Here is a 16,800-nt window from a genome sequence, read left to right as displayed (position 1 = left end):
GAATGCCGCTATTGACGAAATCTCTAACAACTGCGAGATTCGCCGATGTCACGTTACGGGCACGTAGCGCAATCGCGGGGCGCCCGGAGCGTGGCGGGGGAACGGCGGTGCCGCGTGAACTCCCGGCGGGGTTCGAGGCGGAACCGCGGCGTGCGCGGAGGCGGCCGCAGCACACCACTCGATCGTGGCGGACCGCGGACACCGACTGCGGGCGCCGGACAGAGGACGGAGGACGGGTGACTCTCACAGGGGCGCGCGAGCGCCGGGTGCGGACAGGTGGAATCGAACTGTGCGTCGCCGAGATGGGAGACCCCGCGCGGCCCACGGTGGTGCTCGTGCACGGCTATCCCGACAGCAAGGAAGTGTGGTCGGAGGTGGCCGAACGTCTCGCCGGCCGTTTCCACGTGGTGCTGTACGACGTCCGCGGGCACGGCCGGTCGACCGCGCCGACGCCGCTGCGCGGCGGATTCACACTGGAGAAGCTGACGGACGACTTCCTCGCGGTCCTGGACGCGGTCAGCCCCGGCCGACCGGTGCACCTGGTGGGACACGACTGGGGATCGGTGCAGTCCTGGGAGTTCGTCACCGTCGAGCGCACCGAGGGCCGGATCGCGTCCTTCACCTCGATGTCCGGACCGTCCCTGGATCACTTCGGGCACTGGATCAAGCAGCGCGTACGGCGTCCGACCCCCCGCCGGGTGGGCCAACTGCTCGGCCAGGGTGCGAAGTCCTGGTACGTGTACCTGTTGCACACGCCCGCCCTGCCGGAGCTCGCCTGGCGAGGCCCGCTCGGCAGCCGGTGGCCCAAGGTCCTGCGACGGATCGAGAAGGTGCCCGACGGTGACTATCCGACCCCGTCCCTGCGCACGGACGCCGCTCACGGCGCATGGCTGTACCGCGACAATGTGCGGTCCCGGCTGAGCCGTCCACGCACCGACGCCCGCGCACATGCTCCCGTCCAGCTGATCACGCCGCTCGGAGACGCGTTCCTCTCCGAGCGGCTCTACGACGAACTGGAGCGGTGGGCACCGCGGTTGACCCGTCACACGCTCCCCGCCAAACACTGGATCCCGCGCACCCGGCCGGACCAGGTGGCCACCTGGATCTCGGAGTTCGTGACCGCTGTCGAGAGCGGAGATCCGGCACCGGCGGCGAACGGCCGGTACGCGCAGCGGTTCGCGGGACAGCTCGTGCTGGTCACCGGCGCCGGCAGCGGCATCGGGCGGGCCACGGCGCTCGCCTTCGCCGAGGCCGGAGCGCGTGTGGTGGTCGTCGACCGGGACGCGGAGGGGGCCGCCCGCACCGCGGAGCAGGCCCGGTCCGGCGGCGCCCGGTCGGCATGGGCCGAGACGGTCGACGTCTCCGACGAGCGGGCCATGGAGAAGCTCGCCGAGAAGGTCGCCGGCGAGTACGGCGTTGTGGACGTACTGGTGAACAACGCCGGTATCGGCCTGTCCGGTTCGTTCTTCGACACGACCACCGACGACTGGCGCAGGGTCCTCGACGTCAACTTGTGGGGGGTGATCCACGGTTGCCGTCTCTTCGGTAGGCGGATGGCCGAGCGGGGACAGGGCGGCCACATCGTCAACGTCGCCTCTGCGGCGGCGTATCAGCCCTCCAAGGCACTGCCTGCCTACAGCACCTCCAAGGCGGCGGTCCTGATGCTCAGCGAGTGCCTGCGTGCGGAGTTGGCCGGACGGGACATCGGAGTGTCGGCCGTCTGCCCCGGCTTCGTCCACACGAACATCACGTCGACCGCGCGGTTCACGGGCGTGGACGCGGCGGAGGAGAAGCGGCGGCAGGAGAGGACGGCGCGCTTGTACGGCCTGCGCGGATACCCGCCGGAGAAGGTCGCCGACGCGATCCTGCGGGCCGTCGTACGCAACCAGGCGGTCGTACCGGTCACCCCCGAGGCGCGGGGTGCGCACCTGATGTCCCGCTTGGCTCCGAAGGCGCTGCGGGCCATCGCCCGGCTCGATCCACCACTGTGACGGCCGAGTTGGGGATCGGTCACGACACCTCGCATCATCTCGTCCGGCTCCACGGGGATGTTCAGGCGTTCAGAGGCCACCGTGCTTTCCCCTGGCCGTAGTTCGCTCCGCGTCGGCGTCGGTCGACGTGCGCCGAATCCCGTCCCGTACGACGGGCGTCGAGGCACAACCGGCCGTGCTTCAACTCGTTTCCACACGCGGGACGTTCAGGTTGAGCCGAACCTGCAGTGGGCGATCACTCGTCGATCGAAGGAACGGACAACTCATCCTTCGCTACTGCGTGTTCCTACAGGAGTCTCACCATTCGCATCATGATGCGCGCGCAACTCGAGCCACAGGAAGCCCGTTTGACTCCGTTCGACACAGAAGACCTTCGAACAACCTCAGTTGGCGAACCAGCCCGCTCCGCTTACAAGTTGTCCACAGAACTGCCAAGTAGCCTGTGGATAACCGCACTTGGCTGTGGACCAAACATCGACGACGAAATCGGATGCGTGATCCACGTCTCGTCCCTCACGCTGTGCACATGAAGGACGAGAACGACGACAGACGCACCGTGAAGGTGTCGAAGTACCTCTCGAAGCATCTGCGGCACCAGCCGGAACGGATCGGGCTCACGCTCGACGAGGCCGGCTGGGTGGAGATCGACACGCTGCTCGCCGCAGCCGCCGCGCACGGCTTCCGGATCACACGTGCCGAACTGGACCACGTGGTCGCCGGCAATGACAAGAAGCGTTTCGCCGTCGAGGGCGGCCGCATCCGCGCCAGCCAGGGGCACAGCGTCGACGTCGACCTGGGGCTGCCTCCGGCCACCCCGCCCGCCTACCTCTACCACGGGACCGTCGCGCGCCATCTGGACGCGATCCAGGCCGAGGGCCTGCGGCCGATGAACCGCCACGACGTCCACCTCTCGCCGGACCGCGAGACCGCCACCCGCGTCGGCGCCCGCCGCGGCCGGCCGGTCGTCCTCGGCGTGGACGCCGAGGCCATGCACCGCGACGGCCATGTCTTCCATGTCAGCGCCAACGGTGTGTGGCTCACCCGGTCCGTGCCGCCGCGCTATCTGCGTTTCCCCGGCCCGCACTGACCCGTCGCCCGCACCGTGCGGGGCCCCCTGTTCAGGCCCGTGATCCGGCCGCCACCTGCGCCCCCGTAGGCTCGATGCATGAGTCTGCGTCTGAGCACCGTGATCCTGCCGTACCTCCGCTGGCACAAGGGCGGGCGTGCCGCCTGGCAGCGTGCGGAGCAGCTCGGTTTCCACACCGCGTTCACCTACGACCACCTCTCGTGGCGGTCCTTCCGCGACGGCCCCTGGTTCGGTGCGATCCCCACCCTGACGGCCGCTGCCTCGGTGACGCAGGGTATGCGCCTGGGCACGCTGGTGACCTCGCCGAACTTCCGGCACCCGGTCACCCTCGCCAAGGAACTGATCTCCCTCGACGACATCTCCGGTGGCCGGATCACGCTCGGCATCGGTGCGGGGGGTACCGGCTTCGACGCCACCGCGCTCGGCCAGGAACCCTGGACCCCGCGTGAGCGCGCCGACCGGTTCGGGGAGTTCCTCCCGCTGCTCGACCGCCTGCTCACCGAGGACTCCGTCTCGTACGAGGGCCGGCACTACTCGGCGGACGAGGCGCGCAACATCCCCGGCTGCGTCCAGCGGCCCCGGCTGCCGTTCGCGGTCGCCGCGACGGGACCGCGCGGTCTGCTGCTCGCCGCGCGACACGGTCAGGCCTGGGTGACCACCGGCGACCCGAACCTGTACGAGACCGGCACCCCCGAGCAGTCGGTCCAGGCGCTGCGCACGCAGACCGAGAGGCTGGCCGAGGCGTGTGGCACGATCGGCCGCGACGCCACGGAGCTCGACAAGGTCCTGCTCACCGGCTTCACCCCGGACCGAGGCCGTCCGCTGGAGTCCCTCGACGCGTTTGTCGACTTCGCCGGCCGGCACCAGGAGCTGGGCTTCACCGACCTCGTGGTCCACTGGCCCATCCCCGACTCCGACTTCGCGGCGGACGAGAAGGTCTTCGAACGGATCGCCCTGGAGGCACCCGCGCAGCTGGGCTGACCGTGACGGAGGGTGACACCGGGGAGTGGTATCACTCACCTGTGCGGACTTTCGCACGATCGTGCGGGCATATGCGCGAGAATGAGGCCCGTGACCTCAGCGACCCGACAGCCCGAGACCCCCGCCTCCATCGTTCCGCCCCGTCTGATCGCGACAGATCTCGACGGCACCCTTCTGCGCGACGACAAGTCGGTCTCCGGGCGCACGGTCGCCGCGCTGGCCGCCGCCGAGGAGGCCGGTATCGAGGTGTTCTTCGTCACGGGCCGCCCGGCCCGCTGGATGGACGTCGTCAGCGACCATGTGCACGGACATGGACTGGCGATCTGCGGCAACGGCGCCGCCGTGGTCGATCTGCACGGCGGCCCGGGCACCCACCGCTTCGTCAAGGTCCGGGAACTGCCCCGGGACAACGCGGTGGACGCCGTACGCCTGCTGCGGGACGCCGCACCCGGCACGGTCTATGCCATCGAGCAGACGTACGGCTTCTACCAGGAACCGGACTACCCCAAGCTGCACATGGAGAGCCCGGATCTCCGCGCACCCGCCGAGGAGCTGCTCGCACGGGACGCCCCGGGCACCCAGCAGCCGGTGCTCAAGATCCTCGCCTACCACCCGGACCTGGACCCGGACGCCTTCCTCACCCTCGCCCGCCTCGCCGTCGGCAACCGGGCGTCCATCACCCGGTCCAGCCCCAGCGCACTGCTGGAGATCAGCGGTCCCGGCGTCTCCAAGGCGAGCACGCTGGCGCTGTGCTGCGCCGAACGCGGCATCTCGCACGAGGAGGTCGTCGCCTTCGGTGACATGCCGAACGACGTGGAGATGCTGTCCTGGGCGGGGCAGTCGTACGCCATGGGCAATGCGCACCCGGACGTGATCGAGGCGGCGTCAGGGCGGACCGTGGCCAACAACGAGGACGGCGTGGCCGTCGTGATCGAACGGATCCTCGCGGAACGGCTGTAGTCGCCGGCGAGGCACATCACACCTTCACGCCCCGGGCCGCCAGCCAGGGCACGGGGTTGACGCCCGACCCGAACGCGGGTGTGGACCGGACCTCGAAGTGCAGATGGGGACCGGTCGAGTTGCCCGTCGTTCCCGACTGGGCGATCCACTGCCCGGCCTTCACCCGGTCACCCTGGTCGACGGTGACGGCGGCGAGATGGGCGTACTGGGTGCAGAAGCCGCCCGCATGCTTGATCACGACCTCCATGCCGAACGCGCCCCCGCACGTCACGCGCACCACCTGCCCGGCCCCCACGGCCCGCACCGGCGACCCGATGGGCACCGCGAAGTCCTGGCCGGTGTGCCCGCGCGCCCAGTGGCTGCCTCCGCTGCCGAAGCCCGCGGACAGCCGGTACCCCTCCACCGGTGTCACCCATGGGTGCCCGATTCTCCGGCGCGGCTGCTGGAGATGGACGGCGCCCCGGCAGGTCCTCGTGGCCGCGGCGGCGTCGGCCTGGCGCTGCAACACCGCGCGCGCCACGTCCAGCTTCGTCTGAACGGTCCGGTTCCGGGTGGCCAGGACCCCGTACTGCTTCTGGAGCGCCCTCCATCGTGCCGAGGCGCGTGTCCGTTCCCTGGTGAGGCGGGTCTCCGCCTGACGGCTTCTGGCCACCGCGTATGCGACCGCGAGGTCCACACGGGCGAGCACGTCATGAGTCTGCATCAGTTCGCGGGTGCTGTCCGGGAGCAGCGAGGTGTAGGACACCCCTCCGCTCTGGCGGTACTGCGCGCGGGCTATTCGTCCGAGGTCCTTGTGCAGGGCCGTCGTCACCGTGCGCGCACGGACGAGGAGCTTCTCGTCCCTACTGGCTATGGAACGCTGCGTCTCGGACTCGTGGCGCAGCTTCTCGTACTGCCGCGCCACCACGGCGGCGTCGTCGTTGAGCCGCGCCACCAGAACGCTGGCGCCGGCGGCCGCGTCGAGACCCGACGCCCCGTCGGCGGCCGCGGCGGGCCGTCCCGGGAACAGCGCGACGGTGCCCAGCAGCAGGGAAACAACCAGGGGACAACAGTGAGGTGATCGCATGTCAATGATCGTGGCCCGTGTCGCGGCCGCGGTCCTGTCGACGTCCTACGCACGGGGGACGGGACGACCACATATGGCCCAGTGGCTTCCCTCGTGGGAGGGTCGGCCACTGCTCCGTCCGCCGCATGCCGCCTACTGGACTTCGGCGAGTTCCCGAACCGCCGGCACGGCCCGCACCGCCCGGTCGCCCAAGAGGTCCCCGCGGGCCTCCCGTTCCAGCATCTCCCGCAACGGTCCGTCCGTCGCAACGAGTTCGGCGTAGGGACCGCGCTGGACCACATGGCCCTCCACGAGCACGATCACCTCGTCGACTGCCTCGAGTCCGGCCAGCCGATGAGTGATCAGCAGCGTCGTACGGCCCTCCGTGGCGGCCAGCAGATCCGCCGTGAGAGCGTCCGCCGTCGGCAGGTCGAGGTGTTCCGCGGGCTCGTCCAGGACCAGGACGGGGAAGTCGGCGAGCAGGGCCCGGGCCAGTGCGAGCCGCTGCCGCTGACCGCCGGAGAGGCGTGCGCCGTGCTCGCCGACCAAGGTGCCGAGGCCGTCGGGGAGTCCGTCCGCCCAGTCGAGCAGACGGGCACGCGCGAGCGCGTCGCGCAGCTCCGCCTCATCGGCGTTCCTCCGCGCGAGCAGCAGGTTCTCCCGCACGGAACTGTCGAAGAGATGCGCGTCCTGTGCGCACAGCCCGACCATGCGTCGCACATCGTCCCCGTCGAGGGCGTACGCATCGGTGCCACCCAGCGTGTAGGAGCCGCCGTCCGCATCGAGGAACCGCAGCAGAACCTGCGCGAGTGTCGTCTTGCCCGCGCCCGACGGGCCCACCACGGCGATCCTGCGGCCCTGTTCCAGGGTGAGGTCGAATCCGCCGAGGGCGTCCCGCTCCCGTCCGTCGTGACGGGCGGTCAGCCCCGCCAGAACGAGCGGGAAGGGTGACGGGGGCGCCTGCCGCGGCAGGTCCGGTTCACGCACCGGTTCCGGGGCGTCCAGCACCTCGTACACGCGCTCCGCGCTCCGGCGCACCCGCTGCCGATACTGCACGGCGAGCGGCAGCCCCGTCACCGCCTCGAACGCGGCCAGCGGGGTCAGCACCACGACGGCCATCGCCACCCCTCCGAGCCGGCCGTCGGCCACGGCGCGGGCCCCGACGAGGGCGGCGGCCGCAACTGTCAGCCCGGTGACGAGCGCGGTGAGCCCGTCACCGAGCGCTGTAGCGGTGGCGGTGCGGGAGGCGATGCGGGTGAGTACCCCGTCCGCCCGCCGTGTACCGGCCGTCCGTTCGGGCAGCGCACCCGCGACCGTCAATTCGGCGGTCCCGGTGAGCAGGTCCGTCACCCGGGTCGCCAACTCGCCGCGGGCGGGCGCCAGTCTCCGTTCCGCACGGTGTGCCACGGCGCCGGTCAGCAGGAGTACGCCGACACCGGCCGCCAGCAGCCCGACCGCCAGGACGGCACCGGCCTCGGGCAGCAGCCAGGCGGTGAAGCCGACGGAGCCGGCCGACACGACGAGTGCTGCACCCACGGGCAGCAGCCAGCGCAGCCAGTAGTCCGACAGTGTGTCCACATCGGCGACGAGGCGCGTCAGCAGATCGCCGCGCCGGGTCGTCCGCAGTCCGGCCGGGGCGAGTCGTTCCAGTCGGCGGTAGACGGCCACCCGGGTGTCGGCCAGCATCCGCAGCACTGCGTCGTGCGACACAAGCCGCTCCGCGTACCGGAACACCGCCCGTCCGATACCGAACGCCCGCGTCGCCGTCACGGCGACCATCAGATAGAGCACGGGGGGCTGCTGGGAGGCTCGCGAGATGAGCCAGCCGGACGTGGCCATCAGCCCGACGGCGCTCGCCGGTGCGAGGCTGCCGAACAGCAGCGCAAGGGTGAGCCGTCCGCGCCGAGGGCCCGCCATGGCCCGGACGCGGGCGAACAGGCCGGCTGGCCGCAACGGGGCGGTGACGGGCGCCCGCTCGTCGTGTGCCGCTGCTCCCGGCGGTGTCCCCTGGCGGGATGACGGTACGGATCCGGCCCGCGTGGGACCGCTCGTGCGGGCCTGCTCCTGTGCATCGAGCCGCACCACCCGGTCCGCCAACGCCAGCAGCGCCGGCCGGTGCACGACGAGCAGCACCGTACGGCCGGCTGCCAGCGTGCGCACCGCCTCCACGATGTCCGCCTCGGTCGCTCCGTCCAGCGACGCCGTCGGCTCGTCGAGCAGCAGCACCGGCCGGTCGGCGAGGAACGCCCGTGCCAGTGCGAGTCGTTGCCGCTGCCCCGCGGACAGTCCGGCACCGTCCTCGCCGAGCACCGTGTCGGCACCGGCGGGCAGGACGTCGACGAACTCCAGCGCCCCGGCATCGGCCAGCGCCCTCCGTACCGCGGCGTCGTCCGCGTCCGGCCGGGCCAGCCGTACGTTCTCGGTGACGGTGCCCGCGTACAGATGCGGTCGCTGCGGCACCCATGCGATCCGCGAGCGCCACTCGTCGAGGTCGGCCGTGGTGAGGTCGGCTCCTCCGACGCACACCCGCCCCTGGCCGGGCTCGACGAATCCGAGCAGTACGTTCAGCAGCGTGGTCTTGCCGGCGCCGCTCGGTCCGACAAGGGCGACCGTCTCACCTGCCCCGATTGACAAGGACACCGCCGACACGGCATCGGAAGACCGTCCGGGGTACCGCACGCTCACGCCCTCGAAGGTGATCTCCCCCTCCGGAAGCCTCCGGGTCCCGCGGGCGGGCACGGGGGTCTCCAGCACCGCGAAGATCTCCTCCGCCGCGGACAGGCCTTCCGCCGCCGCGTGGTACTGCGCGCCCACCTGCCGCAGCGGCAGATACGCCTCCGGCGCGAGGACGAGGATGACGAGCCCGATGTACAGATCCATGTCGCCGTGCACAAGCCGCATGCCGATGGTCACCGCGACGAGCGCGACCGAGATCGTGGCGAGCAGCTCCAGCGCGAAGGACGACAGGAACGCGATCCGCAGTGTCCGCATCGTCGCCCGCCGGTACTCACCGGTGATCCGCTTGATGGACTCCGCCTGTGCCTTGGCCCTGCCGAACACCTTGAGCGTCGGCAGCCCGGCGACCACGTCGAGGAAATGCCCGGACAGCCGGGACAGCAGCCGCCACTGGCGGTCCATCTGCGACTGGGTGGCCCAGCCGATCAGCATCATGAAGAGCGGGATGAGCGGCAGCGTCGCGACGATGATCGCCGCCGAAACCCAGTCCTCGGTGACGATCCGTGCGAGCACCGCCACCGGCACGACCACCGCCAGACCCAACTGCGGCAGATAGCGGGAGAAGTAGTCGTCGAGGGCGTCGACACCTCGGGTGGCCAGAGCGACCAGTGATCCCGTCCGCTGACCGGCGAGCCACCCGGGGCCGAGGGCCCCGGCCCGCTCCAGCAGCCGTCGGCGCAGCTCGGACTTCACGGCCGCGCTCGCCCGGTGGGCGGCGAGTTCGGTGAGCCAGGAGACCACGGCCCGGCCGGCCGCGACCGCAACCAGGAGCAGCAGGGGCGTGCGCAGTTCGGCGGCCGAGTGGTGGTGCTGGAAGGCGCCGACCACCACCTCGGAGATCAGCATGGCCTGGGCGATCACCAGTGCAGCTCCGACGGCGCCCAGCCCGACGACCGCCACAAGGAAGAGCCGGGTGGCCCGCGCGTAGCGGAGGAGCCGCGGATCGATCGGTTTCACGTGAAACATGCCTTTCCGGACAGGGGACGGGCGTTTCACGGGCAACGCCCGTCCCGACCAGAACTCAGTGCGTGGCTCCTGCGGCGTCGGCGATGTGCTGCGTGCCGATGCGCTTGCGGAACACCCAGTACGTCCATCCCTGGTAGAGCAGGACGAGCGGTGTGGCGATACCGGCGCACCACGTCATGATCTTCAGGGTGTAGGGGCTCGATGAGGCGTTGCTCACCGTCAGGCTCCAGTCCGCGTCGAGCGTGGACGGCATGACGTTCGGAAACAGCGTCAGGAAGAGCATCGCGACCGCGGCCACGACGGTGACGCCGGAGAGCGCGAACGCCCATCCCTCCCGCCCGGCCTGGTTCGCCACGAGGGCCACGACCAGTGCGGCCACCGCCACGATCAGCGCGATCAGGCTCTTGCCGTCGCCCTGGTCGATCTGTGCCCGGACGAGGAAGAGCAGGGCCAGGGCGGCCGTCAGCAGACCGACCCAGCGGGCCAGCCTCCGGGCCCGTTCCCGGATGTCCCCGACGGTCTTGAGCGCCGTGAACACCGTGCCGTGGAAGGTGAACAGAGTCAGCGTCACCAGGCCGCCGAGGAGCGCGAAGGGGTTCAGCAGATCCCCGACGCCGCCCACGTACTCGAGGTTCCGGTCGATCTTGACGCCCCGCACGATGTTGGCGAAGGCCACACCCCACAGGAATGCGGGGATCAGCGAGGTCCAGAAGATCGCGGTCTCCCAGTTGCGCTGCCACCTCTCCTCGGGTCGCTTGGCCCGGTACTCGAAGGCGACACCGCGCACGATCAGGCAGACCAGGATGACCAGCAACGGCAGATAGAACCCGGAGAAGAGCGTGGCGTACCACTCGGGGAACGCGGCGAAGGTAGCGCCGCCCGCGGTGAGCAGCCACACCTCGTTGCCGTCCCAGACGGGCCCGATCGTGTTGATCAGCACCCGCCGCTCCGGCCGGTTGCGGGCCAGCAGCTTGGTGAGGATGCCGACCCCGAAGTCGAAGCCCTCCAGGAAGAAGTAGCCGATCCAGAGAACCGCTATGAGGACGAACCAGACGTCGTGAAGTTGCATGATCTGAGCGCTCCCTCGGCCTAGTACGAGAAGGCCATCGGCTTGTCGGCGTCCGTGGAGTCGCCGCCGATCCTTGTGGGCGGATGGAGATCGGACTCGCTGAGCTCCGGCGGTCCCGCCTTGACGTACTTGACGAGCAGCTTGACCTCGATGACCGCGAGAATCGCGTACAGCAGGGTGAACACGGTCATGGACGTGAGGACCTCGCCCTGGGACACACTGGGGGAGACCGCGTCACGGGTGCGCAGCACGCCATAGACGACCCACGGCTGACGGCCCATCTCGGTGAATATCCAGCCCCAGGAGTTGGCGATGAGCGGGAAGCCCAGGGTCAGGACGGCTATGCGCCAGTACCAGGTGGTGAGCCTCGGGCCGAGCGGCTTCTTCCGGAGGAGGACCAGATGCGGCACCTCGTCCTCACCCACCCGCAGATGGGCGGGGAGCAGGAACTTCTTGCGGGTGAGCCAGAGCCCGGCGAGCCCGATGGTGAAGGACGCCATGCCGAAGCCGATCATCCAGCGGAATCCCCAGAAGGTGACGGGGATGATCGGACGGTAGTCACCGGGGCCGTACTTCTGCTGCTCCGCCTTGTTGGTGTCGTTGATGCCGGGGACGTAGGAGCTGAAGTCGTCGTTGGCCAGGAAGGACAGAAGGCCCGGGACGGACAGCTCGACGCTGTTGTGCCCCTTGCTGACGTCTCCGTAGGCGAAGATCGAGAAAGGTGCGGGGCTCTCGCCGTCCCACAGGGCCTCGGCGGCGGCCATTTTCATCGGCTGCTGCTTGAACATGACCTTGCCGAGGAGGTCACCGCTGACGGCAGTCAGCAGGCCGGCGATGACGACGGTGACCAGACCGAGCCGCAGCGAGCTCTTCATCACGGGGATGTGCTTCTTGCGCAGCAGGTGGTAGGAGGCGATGCCGACCATGAACGCGCCGCCCGTGAGGAAGGCCGCGGACAGGGTGTGGAAGACCTGGGTGAGCGTGGTGTTCTGGGTCAGGACCTGCCAGAAGTCGGTGAGTTCGGCGCGGCCCTTCTCCTTGTTGATCCGGTAGCCGACCGGGTGCTGCATCCAGGAGTTGGCCGCGAGGATGAAGTACGCCGACAGGATCGTGCCGATGGACACCATCCATATGCACGCGAGGTGGATCTTCTTCGGCAGCTTGTCCCAGCCGAAGATCCACAGACCGATGAAGGTGGACTCGAAGAAGAAGGCTATGAGTGCCTCGAAGGCGAGCGGGGCACCGAAGATGTCACCGACGAAGCGCGAGTAGGCGGACCAGTTCATGCCGAACTGGAACTCCTGGACGATGCCGGTGACGACACCCATCGCAATGTTGATCAAGAAGAGCTTGCCCCAGAACTTCGTGGCCCGGAGGTACTTCTCCTTCTCCGACCGCACCCAGGCTGTCTGCAGACCGGCCGTCAGCGCGGCCAGCGAGATCGTCAGCGGAACGAACAGGAAGTGGTAGACGGTGGTGATACCGAACTGCCATCGCGCCAGAGTCTCCGGTGCCAATGCCATGTCCACGTCGTGTTCTCCTTACGTCGCCGTGGTCACAAGCGGTGGCTCGCCCCTTTTGTCCCAGACATCACTGGATCAATCGGGACGCGTTTGTGAACGCGTTCACATTCACAAGCAATTATGGCGCATAGGGGTTCGAGTCCGGATGGGTGGGGGGTCCCTTAAGCCGACGGACCATCGGACCCGGGCCGGGACCGGCCGGCCCATGGCGCGACCCGGCCACTTCCGCCAGGCCGCCGAGACCCGCGGGCCCGAACGCACTCGGCGTGCCCCCACCGCCACGGGGACGGTGGGGGCACGCCGGTACACGCCTGCGCGAAGACCGCTAGCCCTCCTTGGGGTAGCCCTCCGCGACCTTCATGAAGATGTCGTTCCCCTCGACCTCGCCGATCGTCACGCGCACCCCTTCACCCGGGAAGGGCCGCACGACCACGCCCGCCTGCTCGCAGACGGCCGCGAAGTCCATGGTCCGCTCCCCCAGCCGCAGCCACACGAAGTTCGCCTGCGTCTCGGGCACCGTCCAGCCCTGGGCGCGCAGGGCGTCCATGACCCGGGAGCGCTCGCCCACCAACGAGCCGACGCGGCCCAGTAGTTCGTCCTCCGCCCGCAGCGAGGCGATCGCCGCCTCCTGTGCCAGCTGGCTCACACCGAACGGCACCGCCGTCTTGCGCAGCGCCGCGGCCACCGGCTCATGGGCGATCGCGAAGCCGACGCGCAGTCCCGCGAGGCCGTAGGCCTTGGAGAAGGTGCGCAGCACGCAGACGTTCGGCCGCCGGCGGTACAGCTCGACACCGTCCGGCACCCGGACATCGCGGATGAACTCCCGGTAGGCCTCGTCGAGCACCACCAGCACATCGTCGGGCACCCGGTCCAGGAAGCGCTCCAGCTCCTCCCTGTGCACCACCGTGCCGGTCGGGTTGTTGGGGTTGCAGACGAAGATCAGCCGGGTGCGGTCGGTGATCGCGTCCGCCATCGCGTCCAGGTCGTGGACGTCGCCCGGGGTGAGCGGCACCTGCACCGGGGTCGCACCGCTGATCCGCGTGATGATCGGGTACGCCTCGAAGGAGCGCCAGGCGTAGATCACCTCGTCACCCGGGCCGCTCGTCGCCTGCAGCAACTGCTGGGCGACCCCGACCGAGCCCGTCCCGGTCGCGAGGTGGTCCCGGGGCACCCCGAAGCGCTCCGACAACTCGTCCATCAGGCCCGTGCACGCCATGTCCGGGTAGCGGTTGAAGGAACAGGCCGCCGCGGTCACGCTCTCCAGCACGCCCGGAAGCGGGGGGTAGGGGTTCTCGTTCGAGGACAGCTTGTAGCCCGCCGGACCGCCCGTCCCGGCAGGCTTCCCGGGCTTGTAGGTGGGGATGTCCTCCAGCACGGCACGCAGCCTCGGGCTCGTCTCGCTCACCGCAGTCCTCCTCGCGCACACCACCGGCCGTGGCCCGCCACCGGCGTCCAATGCTTCTCACCTTATGAGGATTCGGCGCCGCTGCGAATGGGCTGTGGACAACCGTGTGCGCCTGCGTTCCCGTCCCGGCGAAAACGGCGGCGCATCAGCGTACGAACCGGGGCGCATCACCGTCCGAAGGCGTGTGGGTCCGGGGGGCGCGTCGCCGACTTTCGTGCGCGCCCGTGGCTCACGCCCTGGCGCGCATCCCTCGTGAAGGTGAGTTGAGACCTCTTCGAAATATGGCGACCTTGGCAGGCCCATACGTGCCGACAAGTCATGTACTGATGCTGGATCGTTCAAGTCTCTTGGGTTCCAAGGCATTTGACGGAAATTGACCATGCAGAAACGTGCCTGTCAACGGGTGCATATGCGTCCGCACTACCCCACCGCATGAGCCCTACTATCGGCTCGCCATGACAGCAGCAGGGAAGCACCAGGTGGGCCGGGCGGAGACCTCCCGCCGAGGAAGCCGACAGGGACGGGCGGGCATCAGAGACGTGGCCGCCGCCGCCGGGGTCTCCATCACGACCGTCTCCGACGCCCTCAACGGCAAGGGCCGGCTGCCGGACGCCACCCGACGCCACGTTCGCGAGGTCGCCGAACGGCTGGGGTATCGCCCCTCGGCCGCGGCCCGCACCCTCCGTACCGGCAAGTCGGGCCTCATCGGCCTGACCGTGACGACGTACGGGGATGAACCTTTCACCTTCACCGAATTCGCGTACTTCGCGGAGATGGCCAGAGCCGCCACCTCGGCCGCGCTCGCCCGGGGCTACGCACTGGTGATCCTGCCGGCGACCTCGCGCCACGACGTGTGGTCGAACGTCGCCCTGGACGGCACGGTCGTCATCGACCCGTCGGACCAGGACCCGGTGGTCAGCGAGCTGGTCCGGCAGGGCTTACCGGTCGTCTCCGACGGCCGCCCGGCCGGTTCGCTCCCGGTCACCGCCTGGGTCGACAACGACCACGAGGCGGCGGTCCTGGGCATCCTCGACCACCTGGCGGAGGCGGGTGCCCGCCGGATCGGACTGCTGACCGGCACCACCACGGACACCTACACCCACCTGTCCACGACCGCGTACCTGAACTGGTGCGAGCGCGTCGGGCAGGACCCCGTCTACGAGGCCTATCCGGCCCACGACCCGTGCGCGGGCGCCGTCGCCGCCGACCGTCTGCTGGCCCGTCCCGACCGTCCCGACGCGGTCTACGGGCTCTTCGACCCGAACGGCACCGACCTGCTGGCGGCCGCCCGCCGGTACGGACTGCGCGTACCCGACGATCTGCTGCTCGTGTGCTGCAGCGAGTCCGCCGTGTACGCCAACACCGAGCCTCCGGTCACGACGCTCTCGCTGAAGCCCCGCCGGATCGGCACGGCGGTGGTCCAGCTCCTCATCGACGCCATCGAGGGGGTGCAGTCGGAGCGGCCCGTCGAGCAGGTGATACCGACGGAACTGATCGTCCGTACGTCGTCCGAGCGACGCCCGCCGCGTACGACCGTCAGTCCGCCCCGGTCCCCCGAGCAGGGGTAGCCGCCGGTGACCCGCGGGCGACGCACGGATGGCCCGCGGGCGGCCGAAGGGCCGGCCGTCGACAGGGGAAAGCCCCGCCCATTTAGGGCGAAAGCCTCGGGGATCCGGGGCCCTTCCCCGATTCACCACCCCTGGGTCATCACATGGCGCGATCCGCATTCCTATGATGGGCCCACGACACCGCGGGCCGCTGCGACCAGGCAGTCCGAAGCGGTGCAGATGCGGCGCAATGGTGGAGGGGTCGATGACTCAGGGGGCCGGTCAGGGACCCGAGGCGGAACAGACGGGGCCGGTGCGTGACTTCAGGGTGCCCGGATACGTCCACGAGACCGGTCCGTACGCCCAGAACATGCCCCCCGGCGAGGTCGCCCCGACCGCCGCACCGCCGGCGGCCTACCCCGACGGGTACTCCGCCGACTACACGCCCACCGAGCGTGACCTCCCCGTCGTCAACCGCGGCGACACCCTCCAGACCACCGTCGACCCCGCGTCCGTCCCGGCCCAGCAGCCCGGCGAGGGACCGGGGCCGCTGTTCGTGGTCGGGGACGTCCACGGCTTCCTCGACCAGCTCGTGGCGGCCCTCCAGGACAAGGGCCTCATCGACGCCGCAGGCAACTGGTCCGCCGGCACGGCGCGGCTGTGGTTCCTGGGGGACTTCACCGACCGCGGTCCCGACGGCATCGGTGTCATCGATCTCGTGATGCGGCTGTCGGCCGAGGCCGCCGCGTCAGGTGGCTACTGCAAGGCGCTCATGGGCAACCACGAGCTGCTCCTCCTCGGCGCCAAGCGGTTCGGCGACACCCCCGTCAGCTCCGGCGCGGGAACGGCCACCTTCCAGGCGGCCTGGCTGCTCAACGGCGGCCAGAAGACGGACATGGACCGCCTGCAGGATCATCACCTCCAGTGGATGGCCCGTCTGGACGCGGTGGAGGAGGTCGACGGACATCTTCTGGTCCACTCGGACACGACCGCGTACCTCGACTACGGCGACTCGATCGAAGCGGTCAACGACACCATCCGCGAAACGCTCACCCGCAACGACGCGGACGAGGTGTGGGACCTGTTCCGGAAGTTCACCAAGCGCTTCTCCTTCCGCGACGAGGGCGGTGCCGACGCCGCGCGGTCCCTGCTGGAGATGTACGGCGGCAGGCGCGTCGTCCATGGCCACAGCCCCATTCCCTACCTGCTGGGCCAGGTCGGCTCGGAGGAGGGCGAGGACAGCACCGGACCGGTGGTCGAGGGTCCGCACGTGTACGCGGACGGGCTGGCGATCGCGATGGACGGCGGTGTGACCATGGCCGGGAAGCTGCTCGTCCAGCAACTCCCCTTGGAGCGCTAGAAGTTCACGAGGCACGTGACCCCGGCACAGTACCGCCGCTGACCCGGCGGTCGGGCGTGCAATTTCCTGAAACCCCCTGTCACCGGGTGCCGTCGCCGCTCTACCATCGGCTTATCCGTAGCAGGCTCCC

Annotated in this window: 11 protein-coding genes; 6 read left to right on the top strand and 5 right to left on the bottom strand. The window is 69.9% G+C overall.

Annotated features, from left to right (window positions below; genetic code table 11):
• Positions 1-236: 236 nt before the first annotated feature.
• From RCR19_RS18740 to RCR19_RS18725, 4 genes are all read left to right on the top strand, one after another.
• Entirely contained in the window at positions 237-1,991 is a 1,755-nt protein-coding gene (locus RCR19_RS18740) for an SDR family oxidoreductase (RefSeq protein ID WP_331266198.1), read from the top strand.
• A gap of 526 nt (positions 1,992-2,517) precedes the next feature.
• A complete protein-coding gene (locus RCR19_RS18735) occupies positions 2,518-3,078 on the top strand; it encodes an RNA 2'-phosphotransferase (RefSeq protein WP_331266197.1) in 561 nt (186 codons plus the stop codon).
• Between the two features lie 78 nt (positions 3,079-3,156).
• Positions 3,157-4,059 carry an LLM class flavin-dependent oxidoreductase gene (locus RCR19_RS18730; protein ID WP_331266196.1) on the top strand — a complete coding sequence of 301 codons (903 nt, stop codon included), beginning with the start codon at positions 3,157-3,159 and terminating at the stop codon, positions 4,057-4,059.
• A gap of 90 nt (positions 4,060-4,149) precedes the next feature.
• Complete coding sequence (locus RCR19_RS18725) at positions 4,150-5,019, top strand: Cof-type HAD-IIB family hydrolase (protein ID WP_331266195.1); 870 nt, start codon at positions 4,150-4,152, stop codon at positions 5,017-5,019.
• 16 nt (positions 5,020-5,035) lie between these two features.
• Here the strand turns inward: RCR19_RS18725 and RCR19_RS18720 are convergent, their stop codons facing one another.
• The 5 genes from RCR19_RS18720 to hisC form a co-directional block, all read right to left on the bottom strand.
• Positions 5,036-6,085 carry a M23 family metallopeptidase gene (locus tag RCR19_RS18720; protein WP_331266194.1) on the bottom strand — a complete coding sequence of 350 codons (1,050 nt, stop codon included), beginning with the start codon at positions 6,083-6,085 and terminating at the stop codon, positions 5,036-5,038.
• A 132-nt stretch (positions 6,086-6,217) separates the two neighbouring features.
• Complete coding sequence (cydD, locus tag RCR19_RS18715) at positions 6,218-9,766, bottom strand: thiol reductant ABC exporter subunit CydD (RefSeq protein ID WP_331266193.1); 3,549 nt, start codon at positions 9,764-9,766, stop codon at positions 6,218-6,220.
• 55 nt (positions 9,767-9,821) lie between these two features.
• On the bottom strand, positions 9,822-10,835 hold the full coding sequence (cydB, locus tag RCR19_RS18710) for a cytochrome d ubiquinol oxidase subunit II (protein ID WP_331266192.1): 1,014 nt from the start codon (positions 10,833-10,835) through the stop codon (positions 9,822-9,824).
• 20 nt (positions 10,836-10,855) lie between these two features.
• Positions 10,856-12,364: a cytochrome ubiquinol oxidase subunit I gene (locus RCR19_RS18705; protein WP_331266191.1), complete on the bottom strand. Its 1,509-nt coding sequence runs from the start codon at positions 12,362-12,364 to the stop codon at positions 10,856-10,858.
• Between the two features lie 319 nt (positions 12,365-12,683).
• Positions 12,684-13,763, bottom strand: a complete 1,080-nt coding sequence (hisC, locus tag RCR19_RS18700) for a histidinol-phosphate transaminase (RefSeq protein ID WP_331266190.1) — start codon at positions 13,761-13,763, stop codon at positions 12,684-12,686.
• Between the two features lie 455 nt (positions 13,764-14,218).
• On the opposite strand from hisC, the gene RCR19_RS18695 reads away from it, so the two are divergent.
• Both RCR19_RS18695 and RCR19_RS18690 read left to right on the top strand, forming a co-directional pair.
• Positions 14,219-15,331, top strand: coding sequence for a LacI family DNA-binding transcriptional regulator (locus RCR19_RS18695; RefSeq protein ID WP_331266189.1), 1,113 nt, complete (start codon positions 14,219-14,221; stop codon positions 15,329-15,331).
• 244 nt (positions 15,332-15,575) lie between these two features.
• Positions 15,576-16,670, top strand: coding sequence for a metallophosphoesterase (locus RCR19_RS18690; RefSeq protein ID WP_331266188.1), 1,095 nt, complete (start codon positions 15,576-15,578; stop codon positions 16,668-16,670).
• Positions 16,671-16,800 lie beyond the last annotated feature (130 nt).

It is taken from the genome of Streptomyces sp. WAC07094 (assembly GCF_036320405.1).
Classification (GTDB): domain Bacteria; phylum Actinomycetota; class Actinomycetes; order Streptomycetales; family Streptomycetaceae; genus Streptomyces; species Streptomyces lannensis.
This window is presented reverse-complemented; position numbering and strand designations above follow the sequence as displayed.